The following is a 17,553-nucleotide window of genomic DNA, read 5'->3' on the forward strand; positions in this document are numbered from 1 at the left end:
TGATCTCGTCACGCGAATTTTTTTGCGCCACCTAACGGCGCTCGCCGATACGCCACGCCGGTATCCAGCGCATTTCCCTTTCGAGGAGAACAGCATGTCCGCTAAACGGGTTGCCTTCGTCACCGGAGGTATGGGAGGCCTCGGCGCGGCGATCAGCCGGCGTCTTCACGCCATGGGGATGACGGTCGCGATGTCGCATTCCGAACATAACGATCACGTATCGACATGGCTCATGCACGAGCGCGACGCGGGGCGCAAGTTCCACGCCTACGAGATGGACGTCGCCGAATTCGATTCGTGCGAGCAATGCGCGAAACGTGTGCTCGCCGATCACGGCGCAGTCGACGTGCTGATCAACAATGCGGGCATCGTGCGGGACAGCACGTTCGCGAAGATGACGAAGGCCGACTGGAATGCGGTGATGCGCACGGACCTCGACGCTCTGTTCAACGTGACGAAGCCGTTCATCGGCGGGATGGTGGAGCGCGGCTTCGGGCGTGTCGTGAACATCGGGTCGGTGAACGGCTCACGTGGTGCTTTTGGACAGACGAATTATTCGGCCGCGAAGGCGGGCGTGCACGGTTTCACGAAAGCGCTGGCCCTCGAAGTCGCCAAGCGCGGCGTGACGGTGAACACGGTATCGCCCGGCTACCTCGATACGGCGATGATTGCGTCGGTGCCCGAGGAGGTCATGCAAACACGCATCTTGCCGCAGATTCCCATTGGCCGGCTCGGACGCCCTGATGAAGTCGCCGCGCTCGTGGCATTCCTTTGTTCGGACGATGCCGCGTTCGTAACGGGCGCGGAAATCGCGATCAACGGCGGCATGCATATGCGGTAAGCGTAGGAATCGCAAGTGCCTTTACGACAGTGAAGCGCAGATGGCTGCGAGTTGACGCAAGTCAATCGCCCTACGACGACACTGGCTAGAGTAGTTCGTGCATGGTCTCGTGCAACCGACGAGGCGAGAAGCTGCCGGAGTGCGGGACGCAGGCGCTGTCACGGGTGCGCACGCACCTGTATTGTGAGTTTCCATAAAGGAGTGTGCTATGAGCAGCCCGACCCGTTATGACCCGTTTTCGCTCGAGCCGGTGGCCGACCTGTTCCAGGGGTTCTTCCGGCCGATGCGAAGCCTGACGCTCGAAGGCGGCGTGCCGCTTTCGGACATCAAGGTCGACGTTTCGGAAAGCGATGCCGCTTACACCGTAAAAGCCGAGATGCCTGGCGTCAACAAGGAAGACATCGACGTAAAAATCGATGGCAATGTGGTATCGATCAGCGCCAAGGCCGAGCGCAGCAAGGAACTGAAGGAAGGCGAGCAGGTGATTCGCCGCGAACGCTATTCGGGTGCGATGAGCCGCTCGTTCTCGCTCGCGAGCGACATCGACGAGGGCGCGTCGTCCGCGACGTATCAGGATGGTGTGCTGTCGATGACGCTGCCGAAGAAGAAAAACACCGAACAAAAGCGTCTGCAGATCAGCTGAGCGTCAGGCAGCACGATTTCGAACGTGGCCTGAAGGAGGGCGCGATGAAGACAGACAAGCAACTGAAGCATGAAGTCGAAGAGGAGCTGGAATTCTCGCCTCTGATTAATTCGGCGCTGATCGGCGTCGAGGTGACGGACGGTATCGTCACGCTGTCGGGCCACCCCTCGAGTTACGCGGAAAAGCTCGCCGCCGAGAAGGCGGCCCAAAGAGTCGCGGGCGTGAAGGCCGTGGTGGTCGAAATGCATGTTCGACTGCCGCACGACGACGTGCATACCGACGAAGACATCGCCAATGCGGTGCGCTCATTGCTGCGCTGGACCGTCGGGGTTCCGCATGACGCCATCAAGGTGCAGGTCGAAAATGGCTGGGTGACGTTGCGCGGCGAACTCGCCAATGCGCACCTGAGCTATCTCGCCGGGCGCACGATCGGTCAGATGCGCAGCGTGACCGGCGTGACGAACCTGATCGACGTTGCCGGCCCCAAAGCGGCCGAAAATGTCGCGGAGAAGATCGGCAAGGCGATGCAGCGGCATGCCGAGCGCGAAGCCAAGCATATTCAGATCAAGGTTCGCGACGGCACGGTGACGCTGACCGGCACGGTGGGTTCGTACGCCGAGCGCTCGGCCGCACGTGGCGCCGCATGGTCCGCGCCGGGTGTGCACGCGGTGATCGACAATCTCGTCGTCGGGTAAGGCGGCCGGCTGTATGAACTCCCCGTGCTTCATGGCGGGGAGGACGGAAGCGCCGTTTTCGCCGGTGTATGCGGACAACCCTCGTCAGCGCGTGATCGACTGCCAGATCTCCTGGGCATCCTCGGCGAACGAGAACAGTGCCGTATCGCTGGCGGCGATCGTGCCTTCTTCGACGAGGAAATCGAAGTCGATCGCTCGCCGCCAGTATTGCTCACCGACGAGCACCACGGGCAGCGGCGCGATTTTCCCCGTCTGCAGGAGCGTGAGAACCTCGAACAGTTCGTCGCATGTGCCGTAGCCGCCGGGGAAAAACACGGCGGCCTTGGCGCGCTCGAGCAGGTGGAGCTTCCGGATGGCGAAGTAATGCAGCTTGAAGCAAAGGTCGGGACTGATGTAGGGGTTCGGGAGCTGCTCGCGCGGCAGCGAGATGTTCAAGCCGATGCTTGGTGCGCCGGATTCGAACGCGCCGCGATTGGCGGCCTCCATGATGCCTGGGCCGCCGCCAGTGACGATCGCGAGTTGCGGCGGTGCGCCTGAGGTACGCGCGCGTCCGACCAGCCGACCGAATTCGCGAGCGATCGAATAGTACGCGCTCTTCGCGAGCAGCCGCTCGGCGATGGCGGCTGCTCTTCGGCATTGTGGATTCAAGGGCGCGTCGGCGAGCGCTTGTCTCGCCGCGTCGAGGCGCTGCTGCGCTGCCGCGGGCTCGATGAGGCGGGTGCTCCCGTACACGACGATCGTGTGTTCGATGCCGTGGCGCCGCAGGATTTCCTCCGTCTTCCAGAAGTCCAGTTGCAGGCGCACGCCGCACATCTCGGGGCGCAACAGGAAGGCCCGGTCTGCGTCGGCCTGCCGGTAGCTGGGGCTCTCGATCAGTTGCCGCACGCGCTCGGCGGCTTCCTGCTGTACCTCGTCGCCGGATACGTCTTGGTCTCCGGCGGCCGGGGCCGAAGCAATCGTGTCGGTTTGCGCAGAACACGGCAATGCCGCGTGCGGCTCGGCGACTATGCCAGTGTGTCCCTTCATTGCGCACCTCCCGATCCTTTCGCCAAGCGCTGGCCGTCGAGCACCGATACCGCCTCTTGCGCAATCACCTGCTCTTCGTCCGTCGCGATCACGAGCACGTCCACCTTGCTCGTGGTATCGCTGATAACGCGCGCGTTGCGTGCGTTCGAGGGGGCATCGATCCGAACCCCAAGCCATGCCAGGCGTTCGCAGACTGCCGCTCGAATGGCAGGTTGGTGCTCTCCGATGCCGGCTGTAAAAACAACAGCGTCGAGCCCGCCCATGGAGGTCGCCAGCCTTGCGACCTCGCCGGCAATACGAAAGGCAAAGAGGTCCAGCGCTTCGCGCGCTTGCGGCAACGCGCTCGCCAGCAATTCACGGCTGTCGGCGCTGATGCCCGAGACACCAAGCAAGCCGGATTCGTGATAGAGCAATGCTTCAACTTCGGCGAGGCTGAACTGACGCTGGCCGAGCAGGTGCAGCACGACACCGGCATCCAGCGCGCCGCAACGCGTTGCCATTGGAACGCCGTCGAGCGTCGAAAACCCCATGCTCGTGTCGCGGCTCACACCGCCCTCGAGTGCACAGAGGCTCGCTCCGCTCCCGAGGTGGGCTGCGACGATCTTGCCACGCGCAAGCGCAGGGAAAAGGCTGGCGAGTTGCGAGGCGATGAACCGATATGACAGGCCATGAAAGCCATATCGCTTGATGCCTTCGTCGAACAGGCGCCGCGCGATCGCAAAGCGTCGCACGAGATCGGGTTGCCCCTGATGAAATGCGGTATCGAACGATGCTGTTTGGTGCACGTGTGGCCGTAGAGTGCGGATGGCACGAATGAGCCGAACGCTTTGCGGTTGGTGCAGCGGCGCGAGCGGGACGAGTTCTTCGATGGCCGCCAGCGCGCGATCGTCGATCGCAATGGGACCTTTGAATCGGTCGCCTCCATGTACGACCCGATGCCCGACCAGCGCGAAATCGTTCAACGAAAAATGGTCTTTGAACCAATCGAGCGTTTCGTCGATGACAGCATGCAGATCGTCCGTGCGCGGTGCGCGTAACGGCACCCGCACAGCTTCGCCACCATTCGAGATGTTCAGCGATAACGGTGCGCTCCGAAAATCGATGCTGCCGCTGCCAATGCGTATCGGCGAGGTGCCCGTTACGCGAAACAGCCCGCATTTGATCGTCGATGAGCCGGGGTTGAACGTGAGGAGAAGCGGTTCGCTCATGATGGAATGGCATCGTGGTGCGTGCGTTCGGCAACGAGCTTGGCGAGCGCGGCCGACGCCAGGCGCACGCGCAGCGAATCGGCGCGGCTCGTGAGGATGACCGGTAAGCGTGCGCCCAACACGAGACCCGCGCCGTCCGCGCCGGCAAACAGCATGAGTTGCTTGACGAGCATATTGCCGGCTTCGAGATCGGGCATGAGCAGGATGTCGGCTCGGCCCGCGACCGGCGAAACGATGCCTTTCGTCAGCGCGGCCGCGGGGCTGACCGCATTGTCGAATGCAAGCGGGCCATCGACCAGGCCGCCCGTGATTTGACCGCGTGTGGCCATGACCGTGAGCGCGGCCGCATCGAGCGTGGATTGCATCTTGGGATTCACGGTTTCCACCGCGGCCACAACCGCCACGCGCGGCTCGTCGATGCCCATCAGCCGTAGGAAGTCGATCGCGTTCTGGCAGATGTCGCGTTTTTGCATGAGGTCGGGCGCGATGTTGACGGCCGCGTCCGTGATGACGAGCGGTTTTTCATAAGCTGGAACATCCATGACATAGACGTGGCTGACGCGCCGCTCGGTTCGCAGGCCGGAGCCCGGTGCGACCACGGCCGAGAGCAGCTCGTCGGTGTGCAGGCTGCCCTTCATCAACGCCGCCACCGCTCCGGACGAGCCGAGCTCGACGGCTCGGGCGGCCGCGGCGTGGCTGTGCGCGACCGCTTCGATCGTGATGTGTGCGAGGCTGCACTGGGCAGCATCCGCCGCCGCCCGGATCTTCGCTTCCGGGCCGATCAGCACGGGGTCGAGCAGGTTTTCGTCGCGCGCCTCGACGGCCGCCCGAATAGCTTCGGGAGAGCAGGGGTGTACGATCGCGGTTCGCAGGGGCGGCCGGCTCTGAGCGCTGCGAATGAATGCTTCGTAGCGACCGTGACCTGTGAGCCGGCTGCCCGAAAGATCGTCGTTCACGTGGTCCCTTCTATCTTTGGAAAACGTAGGTGCCAGGGGCGTCGGCCGTGGCATGGTCTTCCACCCCCAGCGACCCGCACGCTGGGGGTGGGAGGCGTTTCGCGCTAGAGCGCATACCGAGCCATTCGCTCCATTCGGGCCACCATGAGCCCTCATGTCGGTCCGCGAGTGCCATCCATTCGTCCGGACCGACGCTGAGACCCGTGGCGGCGGTAGTTTCGATACGGTAGTGGCGGTGTGGATGGTTCGGCTCGCTGACGATGCCCGCGTTGTGGCCACCGCTCGTCAGCACGAACGTGATGTCGGCATCGCAGAGATGGTGGATTTTGTAGACGGACCGCCATGGCGCGATATGGTCACGTTCCGTGCCCACGACGAACATCGGCGTGCGGATGTTGCGCAGGGAAACGGGCCGATCGTCAACCTCGTATCTTGCACATGCAAGGTCGTTGCCGAGAAAGAGCTTGCGCAGATACTCCGAGTGCATGCGATAGGGCATGCGCGTGCGGTCCGCGTTCCACGCGTTCAAGTCGCTCATCGGCGCGCGTTCGCCGAGAAGGTAATCGTGGACGACACGCGACCAGACAAGATCGTTCGATTTCAGCAGCTGAAACGACCCCGCCATTTGCTCGCCGCCGAGATAGCCACGTTCCCACATAGCGCTCTCGAGAAAATAGATCTGGCTGTCGTCAATGAACAGCTGCAGTTCCCCGGGTTCGCTGAAGTCCGTTTGCGCGGCAAACAACGTGATCGAGGCCAGCGTCTCGTCGCGCCGGCGGGCCATCTCGGCAGCCGCGATCGCGAGAAGCGTGCCACCCAGGCAGTAGCCGGCCGCGTGGATCTTGCGCCCGGGCATGATTTGCAATATGGCATCGAGCGCAGCCATGATGCCAAGGTTACGGTAGTCGTCGAATCCAAGATCGCGATCGTCCTTGTCGACGTTGCGCCACGATATGCAGAAGACGGTGTACCCCTGGTCGACGAGATATCGCACCAGCGAGTTGTGCGGCGACAGATCGAGAATGTAGTACTTCATGATCCACGCGGGCACGAGCAGTATCGGCTCGGCACGAACTTCGGCGGTCGACGCACGGTATTGGATCAACTCGATCAGGTGGTTGCGAAAAACGACGCGCCCGGGCGTGACGGCGACATCGACGCCGGGTTTGAACCGCTGCGTTCCCTCGGGCGGTTGCCCGGCGGCGACGCGCGACGCGTCTTCGAGCGCGTTCAACGTACCTTGAACGAGATTGACGCCGAAGGTTTCGGCCGTGCGTTGGACGACCTCGGGATTCGTCGGCGGGAAGTTGCCCGGCGAAAAAACGTCGAGCCATTGCCGCGCGGCGAACGACACTACGTCTTGATGGTGGCGCGTCACGCCGGGCATCTCGTGCGTCGCTGCACACCACCATTGTTCGGTCAGTCGGAACGAATACTGCCAGGCGCGGAATGGGGGGATCTGCCAGACGGGGGCGCGAAACCGATCGTCGCTCGGCAGATCCGGCTCGCGTGGCGCGATACCGTATGCGCAGTCCAGTAGTTGGGCCGCCTGGCTCGCGGCGAGTGCAGCGAGTTCCATCCGCTTGCCGGGTGCCGCCAGCAAGTGAATGAACCAATCGGAGAAAGCGAGTGCGAGCGCTGCCGGCGATGGGCCGCCGGTGGCTTGCGCGATCCATGCTTCCTTCGCATGGTCGAGCGCGCGAAATGGGCTGTCGCTTAGAAGGCCGGGCGTGAGCGCGGCATCGTCGATCGGGTTTTTCTCCTTGCTGCGCGTATCCATCGAGCATCCTTCAGTTCGGCGTGAAATCCACTCTACACACGTGGGTGCCGGCAGGTATGACCTACGTCAACGCGCGCGACGCTTGGGGCTCGGGCATTCGTGTGAACGTACGCGATGGTTCGTTACTCACTTCGCGCACGATTGACGCATATCAACGAGGCGCACAGGCAACCGGCGAAGATGAAGGCTCTGGCGCCGGCACCGGGCCGTCGCACGAGCAATGCGTGCACAGTGGGGCAGTTCGATCATGCGAGCAAACTTTCGAATCGTATTGGCGACGCTGGCGGTATTCGTCGCGATTTGCGGCATCTTTGCCGCAATTCACGGACTGTTTTTTGATCGGGACAGTGCGGTCCGTTATGGTGCGGCGGCAGTCGTCATCGGCGTCGCGGCGTTCGTGCTCCTGCTCAACCCGCTCATGGGTCTCGACGAGGACTCGCACCCGGATCCTTGGAAATGAACGAAGTCTTCCGGAAGGCGTTGACCGTGGCCGGCGGTGCGAGTGTCGCGAATATCAGGTCAAGCGGCTTCGTCATCGGCAAAGACGCCGAATTCGGGTTCGCTCGTTTCGCAGTCGACGCACTGCACGTGCCAATCGCCCAGCATGCGTTTCGTCGAACCCCGATTGCACCACGAGGCGCGACCGACTTCGCCCTCGAACGGTCCGCCATCGGTTCCGAGCCCCAACCCTTCGAGCTTGCATAGCTGCTGCGTGCCGGACGGGTCCAATATCAATGTCCTGCCTGCTTCCGTGCGCACGGTTCCCCACGCGGGTAGCGCGAGGCCGGCGTGCGCTTCGCGCGACCATTTGAGCGAAGCGTCGTCCAGCCAGAGAATGGCGTACGCGCTAGGGTTGGTATTGAATGTATCGAGGTGTAGGGTGATTCTCATTGAAGTCTCCTGTCGACGGCTTCCTATCAGTGCGACATCAGCACCGGCAACGTCATCGATTTGAGAATCGACCGCGTCGCGCCACCGAGCACCCACTCGCGCCAGCGCGAATGGCCGTAGCAACCCATCACGAGCAGGTCTGCATCGAGGTCGGCGGCTCGGGAGAGGATCGCTTCGCCGGTCGGCACGTCTTTCATACCCTCGACGTCCTGCGTGGCGACGTTGGCGCCATAACGCGAGACGATCGCCGCGATATCGGACCCGGGAATGCGGCTCGATGGGGGCTCGCCCTTCAGCGCGTCGATGGTGAGCACGGTCACTTGCTTCGCGCGGCCCAGAAACGGCAACGCATCGTGTAGCGCGCGGGTGGCCTCGCGACTGCCGTCCCACGCAACAAGTACGCGCGAGCCGGTGCTTTTGAATTGGCGGGCATACGGCACGACCAACACGGGGCGTCCCGACGAGAGCACCAGATTTTCGACGAATTGGTCGGCGACGAACGACTCGGGGTCGCTGGGATCGTATTGACCGACGATGGCCAGATCGGCGAGACGAGCCGCCTGCGGCACGTACCGATTGGCGTATTCCGTCGAAGATTGCCATTCTCCCGCGACCCCGAGACGCAACATTTCGGCCCGGAACAGGCGTTCGAGAGCGCCTTTGCGCTCCTCGCGCCGATGGTCGAGCTCCCTGTAAAGGTCGGCGTTGCCTGCCATCACGTAGAAAGATCCGGGTTCCGGCCTGAAGACAGTGAAAAACCCCGTGAGATGAGCTTCGAACTGCTTGGAAAGCGATAGCGCGAGTTCCAGCCGGTTGTGCACAGCCTGGCTCGGATCGAGGTGCACGAGGATGCTTTTGTAACTCATTGCCATTGCTCCCAAGAATGGAATTCCGATACTGGATGGGTGCTTAACTGTTTCCAGTCTAGGAGCGCGGCGAGTTCTACTGATTGACGCAAATCAACCCGGGGTGTTTCGCCAAGGCTTAAGGTGTTTTGTATGCAGAACGAACCTTTGGCTCCTTGGAGGTAATCCAGTAATGAAAGCTCTCGTGTATCACGGTCCCGGCGCATGCTCGCTCGACGATCGCCCGACACCGGCTCTCGTCGATGCGACCGACGCGATCCTTCGGGTCACCCGCACAACCATTTGCGGAACCGATTTGCACATTCTCAAAGGGGACGTGCCGACATGCGAACCCGGCCGCATTCTCGGCCATGAAGGCGTCGGCATCGTTCAAGAGGTCGGCTCTGCCGTGACGGCGTTCAAGCCGGGCGACCATGTGCTGATTTCATGCATTTCGTCGTGCGGCAAATGCGAGTACTGCAGGCGCGGCATGTACTCGCACTGCACGACGGGAGGCTGGATCCTGGGCAACCGGATCGATGGCACTCAGGCCGAGTACGTGCGCATTCCACACGCCGATACCAGTCTCTATCACATCGCGGCGGGTGCCGACGAAGACGCGCTCGTGATGTTGTCGGACATTCTGCCGACAGGGTTCGAATGCGGCGTGCTCAACGGCAAAGTCGAGCCCGGTAGCACAGTGGCGATCGTAGGCGCAGGTCCGATCGGGCTCGCCGCGCTGTTGACCGCTCAGTTCTACTCGCCCGCACGAATCATGATGATCGACCGCGATGCGAATCGCCTCGAGATTTCTCGGCGGTTCGGCGCGACCGATTGTATCGACATCAGCGCGCTCGATCCCGCTGCGGCAGTGATGAAGCTGACCGAGGGAGTGGGCGCTGACTGTGTGATCGAGGCCGTCGGTGTGCCCGCGAGCTTCGAGCTGTGCGAAGCGATTGTCGCTCCGGGCGGAATCATTGCAAATATCGGCGTGCACGGCGTGAAAGCCGATCTGCATCTGGAGAAGCTATGGGATCGCAATATCGCGATCACGACACGCCTCGTCGATACGGTGAGTACGCCGATGCTGTTGAAGACCGTGCGGTCGGGCAAGCTCGATCCAAAGCAGCTCATCACGCATCGCTTCAAGCTCGGCGAGATCGACAAAGCTTACGAGACGTTTGGACATGCCGCCGACACGCATGCGCTGAAGGTGCTCATCGAAACATGATTGCCGGCGCACAAACGGGCCGCGCTCGGCGTCGTGACCGCACCGCGCGGCGCTAACCCAACGGAGGACAGATGCCGCGGATCGTGACTCTCACGCTGAATCCCGCGCTCGATGTTTCGACCGCCGTCGAGCAGGTGATCGATACGCGCAAGCTCCGATGCGACACGGCGCTCAGGCATCCTGGCGGCGGGGGTATCAACGTCGCGCGCGTTATCGAGCGGCTGGGCGGCGATTGCGTGGCTGTCTATCTTGCGGGCGGCCCGTTCGGCGAGGAACTGCGGCGCCTCGTCGAGGCGGAAAACGTGTGCGGGCAGTGCATCGAGATCGTCGGCGAGACACGTGAGAGCTTTTCCGTCTACGAGAAGTCGACCGGGCGCCAGTTTCGCTTCGTCCTTCCTGGACCGACTCTCGCCGAGGCGGAGTGGCGAGGCTGCATCGCGCGGCTGGACGCGTTCGACCCGCCGCCGAGCTATCTCGTCTTGAGCGGCAGCTTGCCTCCGGGAGTTCCCGATGACATCTATGCAAGGCTGGCTCGATCGGCGCGATCGAAGGGGACCCGGGTCGTGCTCGACACCTCCGGACCTGCTTTGCGATCGGCGCTCGATGCGGGCGTTTTCCTCGTCAAACCCAGTCTTGGCGAGCTTCGTGAACTTACCGGCCGGCCGCTCGCCGACGAGTCCGAATGGAAAGAGGCGGCGCTCGCGCTCGTGCATGCGGGACAGGCCCACACGGTCGTATTGACGCTGGGCGGGCTGGGCGCCTTGCTCGTCAGCGAGCGCGCCGTGCTGCGCGCGCCGGCTCTGAGCGTGCCTGTCGCCAGCGCGATCGGTGCTGGCGACAGCTTTCTGGGCGCACTCGTTTGGGCACTCGATCGCGACGCACCGCTCGAGGACGCGTTTCGCTATGGATTGGCGGCGGCGTGCGCCTCGCTACTGAACGCGGGCACCGAACTTTGCAAAAAAGAAGATATCGAGCGCTTATACCGCGACATCGTCATCGGGTGAGCCGCAAGGCCCTCCGGCGAAAGTGTCGATTGCCGCTGCCAGGCAGCGATGGGAGATGAATCGTGTACAGAAAGATACTGGTTGCCGTCGACGGCAGTGGGTCATCGAAACGCGCGCTGGACGAAGCGTTGCGGCTGGCCAAGCTGGCGCATGCCGAGGTGCGCGTCGTGCATATCGTCGACAAGTCGCCGCTCTTCATGTACGCCGGATACTACGATCCGGTCGCGCTGATGGAGGCATTGCGCGCCAACGGCGGCGCGGTGCTCGACGCCGCACGAGATGCGATGGCGGCGCAGCGTGTGGCGGGCGATGTCGAAGCCGTCGAAACCGAAAGTCTCGCGGACGACGTCGCGCACTGCTTGCTCAGATATGCCGAAAACCACGGTGCCGATCTCGTGGCGATGGGCACGCACGGGCGCCGGGGTGTGCAGCGTCTCGTGCTCGGCAGTGTGGCCGAGCGCTTTTTGCGCGTTTCCCACTGCCCTGTGCTCTTAACTCGGGACACCGCGTAATCGAACGCTCGCTGGCGAGAAGACACAACCGGCCGATTCCCGGCCCGTTCGAATCTGCATTCGTCGATACGCCAGCGGCCGGGGGACTTGCTGCAACACCAGGCCATGAGCGCTACAGCGAGGGCGCGGCGCAGGTCGAAGCGGTCCGGAGCTAGGCGCGCGACATGGAACACGTCGCAAGGAACCCGGGTGTGGGCACGCGCTCGAATAGCGCGCGCCAGTATCCCCGCGTGTGGACTGCCGCGCAGATTGCCTGGGGCTCGCGAGGGCCGGAACCGATATGCATTGGAAACCTGTCCGCCGAAAGGCTCAGAAGCGGCAATGATCGGTGCGTTCGTCGCAGGTCCCGATCGCGACGTCCTGCGCGGGTTGGCTGCACGGCGCCGCCGGCAGTTCGACCGATTCGAGGTAGGTCGGCACCTCGCAGCGCCAATGCAGCGTTTCCTCGATCCGGCGTCTCAGCGCATCGGCTGCTGCCGGCTCGCCGTGCGTGATGAAGGTGCGCTCGGGCGGGGTCGACAGCGAGCCGAGCCACGCGAGCGTCTCGCGATAGTCGGCATGTGCCGACAGCGACGAGATCGATTCGATCGCCGCCCGCACCGGCACGTATTCACCGTGAATCTTGAGCGTGGGCGCGTGCGCCTCGAGGGCCGCCCCGCGCGTGCCCGCCGCCTGATAACCGACGAGCACGATGGTGTTGCGCGAATCGGGCGCAAACGCCTTCAGGTGATGCAGCACGCGGCCACCGGTGGCCATGCCGCTGCCCGCAATGACGACCATCGGTCCATGCCGGGCCGTCAGCTGCTTTGACTGATCGACGGTGCGTACCATCGTCGCGGCCTTGCGGATCGAGTCTGCCTGCGAGATCGTGAGCCGATGTTCGCGAAGGTGGTGCCGGTAGAGTTCGGTCACATCGATGGCCATCGGGCTGTCGAGATAGACGGGAACGTTCGCCATCCGTCCCGTTTCCTTCAGCAACGCGATGTACCGCAGAATCGACTGCGTGCGGCCCACGGCAAAGGACGGAATGACGACGACGCCGCCATGCTTGAACGTCCGCGCGAAGATCGTCTCGAGTTCGGCCGCTGGATCGCTATCGGGATGGAGGCGGTCGCCGTAGGTCGATTCGACGACAAGGTAGTCGGCATGCGCGAGCGGCATCGGAGGGCGCAGGATCGGATCGACGGGCCGGCCGATATCGCCGGAAAACGCGATCAACTTTCCACCCATATGTACGAGCAGACTTGCGGCGCCGAGGATATGTCCGACCGGAAGCAGGCAAAAGGACACGCCGTTTTGCAACCTGACGGACTGGTCGAAATCGCACGGCACGAGTTGCTTGAGCACGCGCTCGGCATCGTCCATCGTATAAAGCGCAAGCGCAGGGTGGTGCTTCGAGAAGCCATGGCGATTCGCAAAGTCGGCCTCTTCTTGCTGGAGCTTGGCGCTGTCTCTGAGCAGCACGCCGCACAGGTCCACTGTGCCCGACGTGCCATACACGGGGCCCCGGTAGCCCATGCGTGCAAGCACGGGCAAGTACCCGGAGTGGTCTAGATGAGCATGGGTCAGGATCACGGCATCCAGCGTATCGACGGGCACCGGCAGCGGGGCCCAATTGCGCAGCCGCAGGTTCTTGGTGCCCTGAAACAGTCCGCAATCGATCAACAGGCGCAGTCCTGCGCCTTCAAGGAGGTATTTCGAGCCGGTGACCGTCTCGGTGGCGCCCAGGAAAGTCAGTTTCATGCGTGGCTCCGTGCAATCCCGTGATTCTCGATGCCCTCGAGCATGACTTCATGATGCGGATTCTCCGAAGCTTTCTCCTGATCCACATCAACGAAACCGGGGCGTGCCGCGCGAAACTGTATTCGTGCGAATGCGCGTAACGCTCGCACGCGGATATGCGCGGATATGGCACGAACGATCACCATGTCGCCGGGCTGCAGGGAGCCGTCCAGAACTTCGGTGTGCGTATCGTCGTCGAGTCCCGTGCTGATCGCGACCGAAACCGGATGTCCGTCGTGCAGTACCAGGCCTGCGCGCCGCGCGGGCTCGCGCTAGCGCTTTCTTCCGATCGCCCGCAGCATAGACTCGCCGCGGTACGTGACGCGTGCGCGGACATCTGTGTTCTCGCGGTTTTCGAGCGTGATCAGTTCGTGCTCGGACAGCATTTCCAACTCGGCTCGATCGATTTGTTTCAGCGCGTGCCCGTCCTTGACCAGCAATAGCGCAGCGACCTCGTGAAGGCTCAGCATCATTCGTCTCCTTCCTGTCTGCCGCGATCGAGCAGCATCAGAATCGTGACGGGAATCTTCATTCTTCAGCGCGGAGTTCGCGGCGAGGAATGGTTTGCATGGGATTGGCGTTGCAGGCGATGGCGACGCGACGCTTTTATCCTACGCGCGCGCCCAGCAAACCGGATTGATGCAAATCAAGCCGGCACCGCGAGACAGTCGCTACATTGATCGCGTGCCGATATCCGAATTCTGGACGTCCGGTCGAGGCATAACTTGAGGTCGATCAAAAAAAAGAAGCAAGTGGCAGGTGGCACGCTCGTTCCCATTAATGGAGCCCTAAATGAACATCGACCAGGCGGCGCGCATCGGCACCTTTCGGATGCTGTGGGAGCGTCTGAAGGAGCACCCGCTGTCGCGGATCGGGCCTGGACTTATCACCGGGGTGGCTGACGACGACCCCAGCGGCATCGCCACCTATTCCCAGGCGGGTGCTCAATTCGGCTTCAACATGCTCTGGACGATGCCATTGGCGTTCCCGTTGATGGCTGCCGTTCAGTCGATGTGCGCGAATCTCGGCCGGGTGACTGGCAAAGGACTTGCCGCCAACATCAAGTCTGCCTTTCCGCCCATTGTGCTTCGAGGCGTCGTGCTGCTACTTCTCGTCGCCAATACCCTGAACATTGCCGCCGACGTCGCTGCCATGGGGGAGGTCGCGGAACTGGTCAGCGGCGTGGACCGCCACCTGATGACGGCATGCTTCGTGTTCGGTACGCTTTTACTGCAGATGTTCGTCCCCTATCATCGCTACGTCTTCTTCCTGAAGTGGCTGACCGTCTCGCTGCTAGCCTATGCAGCGGTACTGTTCACCGTCGATGTTCCATGGAGCCAGATTGCGGTTCGTACACTGTGGCCCAGATTCACACTGGACACGAACGCCGCAGCCGTGATCGTCGGTGTTTTCGGTACGACCATCAGCCCATATCTCTTCTTTTGGCAGGCATCCGAAGAGGTCGAGGACATGGCGGCACACCACGGCAGCGAGGCGCTCCTGCAAGACACGCGTGCCGCCGTCGCGGAACTTCGACGAATCAGGTGGGATACGTGGAGCGGCATGCTTTACTCCAACGTCACCGCCTATTTCATCATCCTGGCGACCGCGGTCACGCTGCATGCAGCCGGCGTCACCGACATCTCGACTGCAGCGCAGGCAGCGAGCGCGTTACGCCCGCTGGCCGGCGAGTTCGCTTATCTCCTGTTTGCCCTCGGCATTCTCGGGGTCGGCCTGATCGGCGTGCCCGTGTTGGCCGGATCGGGAGCCTATGCGCTTTCCGAGGCGATGGGCTGGAAGGAGGGGCTTGAACGCAAGGTGAACGATGCGCGCGGCTTCTACGCCATCATTGCCGTTAGCGTGCTTGCGGCGCTGGGCATCCAGTACTCGCCGATCAGCCCGATGAAGGCGCTCTTCTGGAGTGCTGTCGTCAACGGTGTGGTCGCCGTGCCGTTGATGGTGGTCATCATCATGCTGGTTTCGAAGAAGTCGGTGATGGGCGCTTTCACCGCAAGTCGTCCACTGATCGTTCTTGGCTGGATCGCGACGGCAGTGATGGGCGCCGCGGCCGTGGCAATGCTGCTGCCCCGGTAGGGCACTGCATCACTCGGGTAAGACAGTTATCACGTCGGCCTTGACCTCCATCAAACGACGAAACATCTCCGACCCACAGAATTCCAGTAGACGAGACCTCACACCCATCGCAAGGGGCGAACCATGAACACGTCGACTTCACGCAGCCCGACGCCAACGCTACCCGGCAAAGTTCTCATCGCGGTCGATTCGTCCGCGGCATCGCGGCACGCCGTCGCTTATGCACGAAATATCGTCGCGCAGGGCGGCACGGTGCGTCTCGTGAGCGTCGCCGAAAACCCTCGCACGCTCGTTCCAACGGGTTCGTTCGTCGGCGAAGCTCTAGGTTCAGCGCGCGCTGAATTGTTGCGCGACGCCGCTGACGCGCTGGCCGTAGCGAGCGAGGCCTTCGCCCAGTGCAACATCCGCGTCGAAACGGATGCGATCGATCTCTCGACGCACGGCGGCGATGTCGTCCACGCGCTCATCGAAGCGGCCGACACGTGGCAGGCCGAACTGCTCGTGGTTGGGACCCGGCAACACCACGGTTTGCTGCGTTGGATCGAGGGCACCATCTCCGAGCCCTTGGCAAAACTTTCCCGCTGCCCGATTCTGATCGTGCCCGCAGCCTATACGGTCAAGGCCGATCGCCCGCCGGAGCGCATTTTATTCGCGGTGGATGGCAGCCGTCAGGCAATGGCGGCGCTGCATTACGGCGTCCAGTTCGCGACGCTCGACACCCATGTCCGGGCCATCTATGTGGTCGATCGCGCGGTGCGCTTGGGCGACTTCGTACCCATCGATGCGCTCGAGGCTGGCTTCGTTGACGAAGGTACGCATGCACTCGCACAAGCAGAGCCAATTCTTGCTGGCGCATCGGGACGATCAAGCACGAGACTTGTCAGGACAGCCCGCACCGACGACGACGTCGCCCACGCAATCGTTCGGGAGGCTGGCCATTGGCAGGCCGACCTGATCGTAATGGGCACGCATGGGCGACGCGGCGTGGCTCGCTGGATGCTGGGCACTGTCGCAGGGCGCGTAGCGCACCTTTCCCAGACGCCACTTCTGCTCGTGCATGCGCTAGAGGCGTGATCCGTCGGCGTAGGCGCGCAGCGCCTCCAGCGCCATGGCCACCGCGGCCCGATTTTCGTTCTCCGGATGCCAGTAGATCGATACCGAGCCGAAGCCCTGCAATTCCATTGGCAGTATCTGAAGCGCGTTCAGTTGCTGGAAGCGGAGTGCGGGCCGATGCGAGGCGACGCCCAGCAAATCCGTGTTGTTCAACAGTGTGAGGTTCAGAACCGACGAATTGGATTCGACGCAATGAGCCGGCAGCGTGCGCCCGGCGGCCGCGAGCGCCGTCTCCAGCGCATTGCGCACCGGTGTGCCTTGCGGCCAGACGACCCACGAGTAGGCGAGAACGTCGTCCCACTCGAGCATGGCCTTTTGGGTCAGCGGATGATTCGGACGGGCGACGAAGTCGATCAGTTCGGTATAAAGCGTCTCGCTTTGCAACTGCGCGTCCTCGTACTGCTCCCCCGAGCGGCCGACGACGATATCGAGTTCGCCACGCGCGAGCTGCGGCATCAGCTGATTCATCGTGCTTTCGACGAGACGCACCTGCGCCCGCGGCATGCGCGCGAGCAGCCGCGACACGGCGAGCGGCACCGTGTCCGCCGCCGCTACGCCTGACGTGCCGATGCTCACGAGGCCACTGCCGCCTTCGCGCAGCGCCTGCATGTCGTCGCGAGCGGTGTCGAGATGGGCTCCGATGCGCCGGGCGTGCTCGATCAGCGCCTCGCCGGGCCCTGTGGGCCGCAAACCTCGCGCATGCCGTTCGAAAAGCGGCAGGCCGACGTCTTTCTCCAGCTCTTTCAGCCATTTCGACAGCGCCGGCTGCGTCGTATTGAGCGCCGTGGCCGATTGGCTCAGATTGCCCGTTTCCGCCAGGCTCAGCAGCAATTGCAGATGTCGCAGACGCAGACGGTATGTCCAGTCCATCGCGCAGCCCTCCGGTCACGATGTCGCCAGGTTCCGGAGGTATATCCGAAAACACATGGATT

At 62.8% G+C, this 17,553-nt stretch carries 18 protein-coding genes; 9 read left to right on the plus strand and 9 right to left on the minus strand.

Features of this window, described 5'->3' with window-relative positions; all coding sequences use genetic code 11:
- Positions 1-94 precede the first annotated feature (94 nt).
- The 3 genes from ACO1XS_RS21055 to ACO1XS_RS21065 all read left to right on the plus strand — a co-directional run bounded on the left by ACO1XS_RS21055 (position 95) and on the right by ACO1XS_RS21065 (position 2,179).
- Positions 95-841 carry a beta-ketoacyl-ACP reductase gene (locus tag ACO1XS_RS21055; protein WP_331570406.1) on the plus strand — a complete coding sequence of 249 codons (747 nt, stop codon included), beginning with the start codon at positions 95-97 and terminating at the stop codon, positions 839-841.
- Between the two features lie 208 nt (positions 842-1,049).
- Positions 1,050-1,484 (plus strand): Hsp20/alpha crystallin family protein, encoded by a 435-nt coding sequence (locus ACO1XS_RS21060; RefSeq protein WP_331570408.1) that lies wholly within the window; start codon positions 1,050-1,052, stop codon positions 1,482-1,484.
- 44 nt (positions 1,485-1,528) lie between these two features.
- Positions 1,529-2,179, plus strand: coding sequence for a BON domain-containing protein (locus tag ACO1XS_RS21065; RefSeq protein ID WP_331570410.1), 651 nt, complete (start codon positions 1,529-1,531; stop codon positions 2,177-2,179).
- Between the two features lie 84 nt (positions 2,180-2,263).
- Here ACO1XS_RS21065 and ACO1XS_RS21070 read toward each other — a convergent pair whose 3' ends face one another.
- The 4 genes from ACO1XS_RS21070 to ACO1XS_RS21085 are packed head-to-tail and all read right to left on the minus strand — an operon-like array spanning position 2,264 to position 7,149.
- Positions 2,264-3,205 carry an LOG family protein gene (locus tag ACO1XS_RS21070; protein ID WP_331570412.1) on the minus strand — a complete coding sequence of 314 codons (942 nt, stop codon included), beginning with the start codon at positions 3,203-3,205 and terminating at the stop codon, positions 2,264-2,266.
- A complete protein-coding gene (locus tag ACO1XS_RS21075) occupies positions 3,202-4,413 on the minus strand; it encodes an acetate/propionate family kinase (protein WP_331570414.1) in 1,212 nt (403 codons plus the stop codon). The genes ACO1XS_RS21070 and ACO1XS_RS21075 overlap by 4 nt, the downstream gene beginning before the upstream one ends.
- Positions 4,410-5,423: a bifunctional enoyl-CoA hydratase/phosphate acetyltransferase gene (locus ACO1XS_RS21080; RefSeq protein ID WP_331570416.1), complete on the minus strand. Its 1,014-nt coding sequence runs from the start codon at positions 5,421-5,423 to the stop codon at positions 4,410-4,412. The genes ACO1XS_RS21075 and ACO1XS_RS21080 overlap by 4 nt, the downstream gene beginning before the upstream one ends.
- Positions 5,380-7,149, minus strand: coding sequence for a PHA/PHB synthase family protein (locus ACO1XS_RS21085; RefSeq protein ID WP_331570418.1), 1,770 nt, complete (start codon positions 7,147-7,149; stop codon positions 5,380-5,382). The genes ACO1XS_RS21080 and ACO1XS_RS21085 overlap by 44 nt, the downstream gene beginning before the upstream one ends.
- A gap of 247 nt (positions 7,150-7,396) precedes the next feature.
- Between ACO1XS_RS21085 and ACO1XS_RS21090 the strand changes: the two genes are divergently transcribed.
- Positions 7,397-7,609 carry a DUF2964 family protein gene (locus ACO1XS_RS21090; protein ID WP_414720262.1) on the plus strand — a complete coding sequence of 71 codons (213 nt, stop codon included), beginning with the start codon at positions 7,397-7,399 and terminating at the stop codon, positions 7,607-7,609.
- A 59-nt stretch (positions 7,610-7,668) separates the two neighbouring features.
- Here ACO1XS_RS21090 and ACO1XS_RS21095 read toward each other — a convergent pair whose 3' ends face one another.
- Both ACO1XS_RS21095 and ACO1XS_RS21100 read right to left on the minus strand, forming a co-directional pair.
- Positions 7,669-8,040: a DUF3564 family protein gene (locus ACO1XS_RS21095; RefSeq protein ID WP_331570420.1), complete on the minus strand. Its 372-nt coding sequence runs from the start codon at positions 8,038-8,040 to the stop codon at positions 7,669-7,671.
- 26 nt (positions 8,041-8,066) lie between these two features.
- The gene (locus ACO1XS_RS21100; RefSeq protein ID WP_331570422.1) at positions 8,067-8,906 is read right to left on the minus strand and encodes a universal stress protein; all 840 of its coding nucleotides are present in this window, start codon (positions 8,904-8,906) and stop codon (positions 8,067-8,069) included.
- Between the two features lie 172 nt (positions 8,907-9,078).
- On the opposite strand from ACO1XS_RS21100, the gene ACO1XS_RS21105 reads away from it, so the two are divergent.
- From ACO1XS_RS21105 to ACO1XS_RS21115, 3 genes are all read left to right on the plus strand, one after another.
- Complete coding sequence (locus ACO1XS_RS21105; protein WP_331570424.1) at positions 9,079-10,116, plus strand: zinc-dependent alcohol dehydrogenase family protein; 1,038 nt, start codon at positions 9,079-9,081, stop codon at positions 10,114-10,116.
- 71 nt (positions 10,117-10,187) lie between these two features.
- Positions 10,188-11,120, plus strand: a complete 933-nt coding sequence (locus ACO1XS_RS21110) for a 1-phosphofructokinase family hexose kinase (RefSeq protein WP_331570426.1) — start codon at positions 10,188-10,190, stop codon at positions 11,118-11,120.
- Between the two features lie 62 nt (positions 11,121-11,182).
- Positions 11,183-11,632, plus strand: a complete 450-nt coding sequence (locus ACO1XS_RS21115) for a universal stress protein (protein WP_331570428.1) — start codon at positions 11,183-11,185, stop codon at positions 11,630-11,632.
- 309 nt (positions 11,633-11,941) lie between these two features.
- Here the strand turns inward: ACO1XS_RS21115 and ACO1XS_RS21120 are convergent, their stop codons facing one another.
- Positions 11,942-13,375 carry an MBL fold metallo-hydrolase gene (locus ACO1XS_RS21120; protein ID WP_331570430.1) on the minus strand — a complete coding sequence of 478 codons (1,434 nt, stop codon included), beginning with the start codon at positions 13,373-13,375 and terminating at the stop codon, positions 11,942-11,944.
- A 311-nt stretch (positions 13,376-13,686) separates the two neighbouring features.
- Entirely contained in the window at positions 13,687-13,887 is a 201-nt protein-coding gene (locus ACO1XS_RS21125) for a hypothetical protein (RefSeq protein ID WP_331570432.1), read from the minus strand.
- A gap of 319 nt (positions 13,888-14,206) precedes the next feature.
- Between ACO1XS_RS21125 and ACO1XS_RS21130 the strand changes: the two genes are divergently transcribed.
- Both ACO1XS_RS21130 and ACO1XS_RS21135 read left to right on the plus strand, forming a co-directional pair.
- The gene (locus ACO1XS_RS21130; protein WP_331570434.1) at positions 14,207-15,508 is read left to right on the plus strand and encodes an NRAMP family divalent metal transporter; all 1,302 of its coding nucleotides are present in this window, start codon (positions 14,207-14,209) and stop codon (positions 15,506-15,508) included.
- A gap of 123 nt (positions 15,509-15,631) precedes the next feature.
- Positions 15,632-16,582: a universal stress protein gene (locus ACO1XS_RS21135; RefSeq protein WP_331570436.1), complete on the plus strand. Its 951-nt coding sequence runs from the start codon at positions 15,632-15,634 to the stop codon at positions 16,580-16,582.
- Here the strand turns inward: ACO1XS_RS21135 and ACO1XS_RS21140 are convergent.
- Positions 16,571-17,491, minus strand: a complete 921-nt coding sequence (locus ACO1XS_RS21140) for a LysR family transcriptional regulator (protein WP_331570438.1) — start codon at positions 17,489-17,491, stop codon at positions 16,571-16,573. The genes ACO1XS_RS21135 and ACO1XS_RS21140 overlap by 12 nt on opposite strands.
- Positions 17,492-17,553 lie beyond the last annotated feature (62 nt).

The sequence above is a fragment of the Trinickia sp. genome (assembly GCF_057351765.1).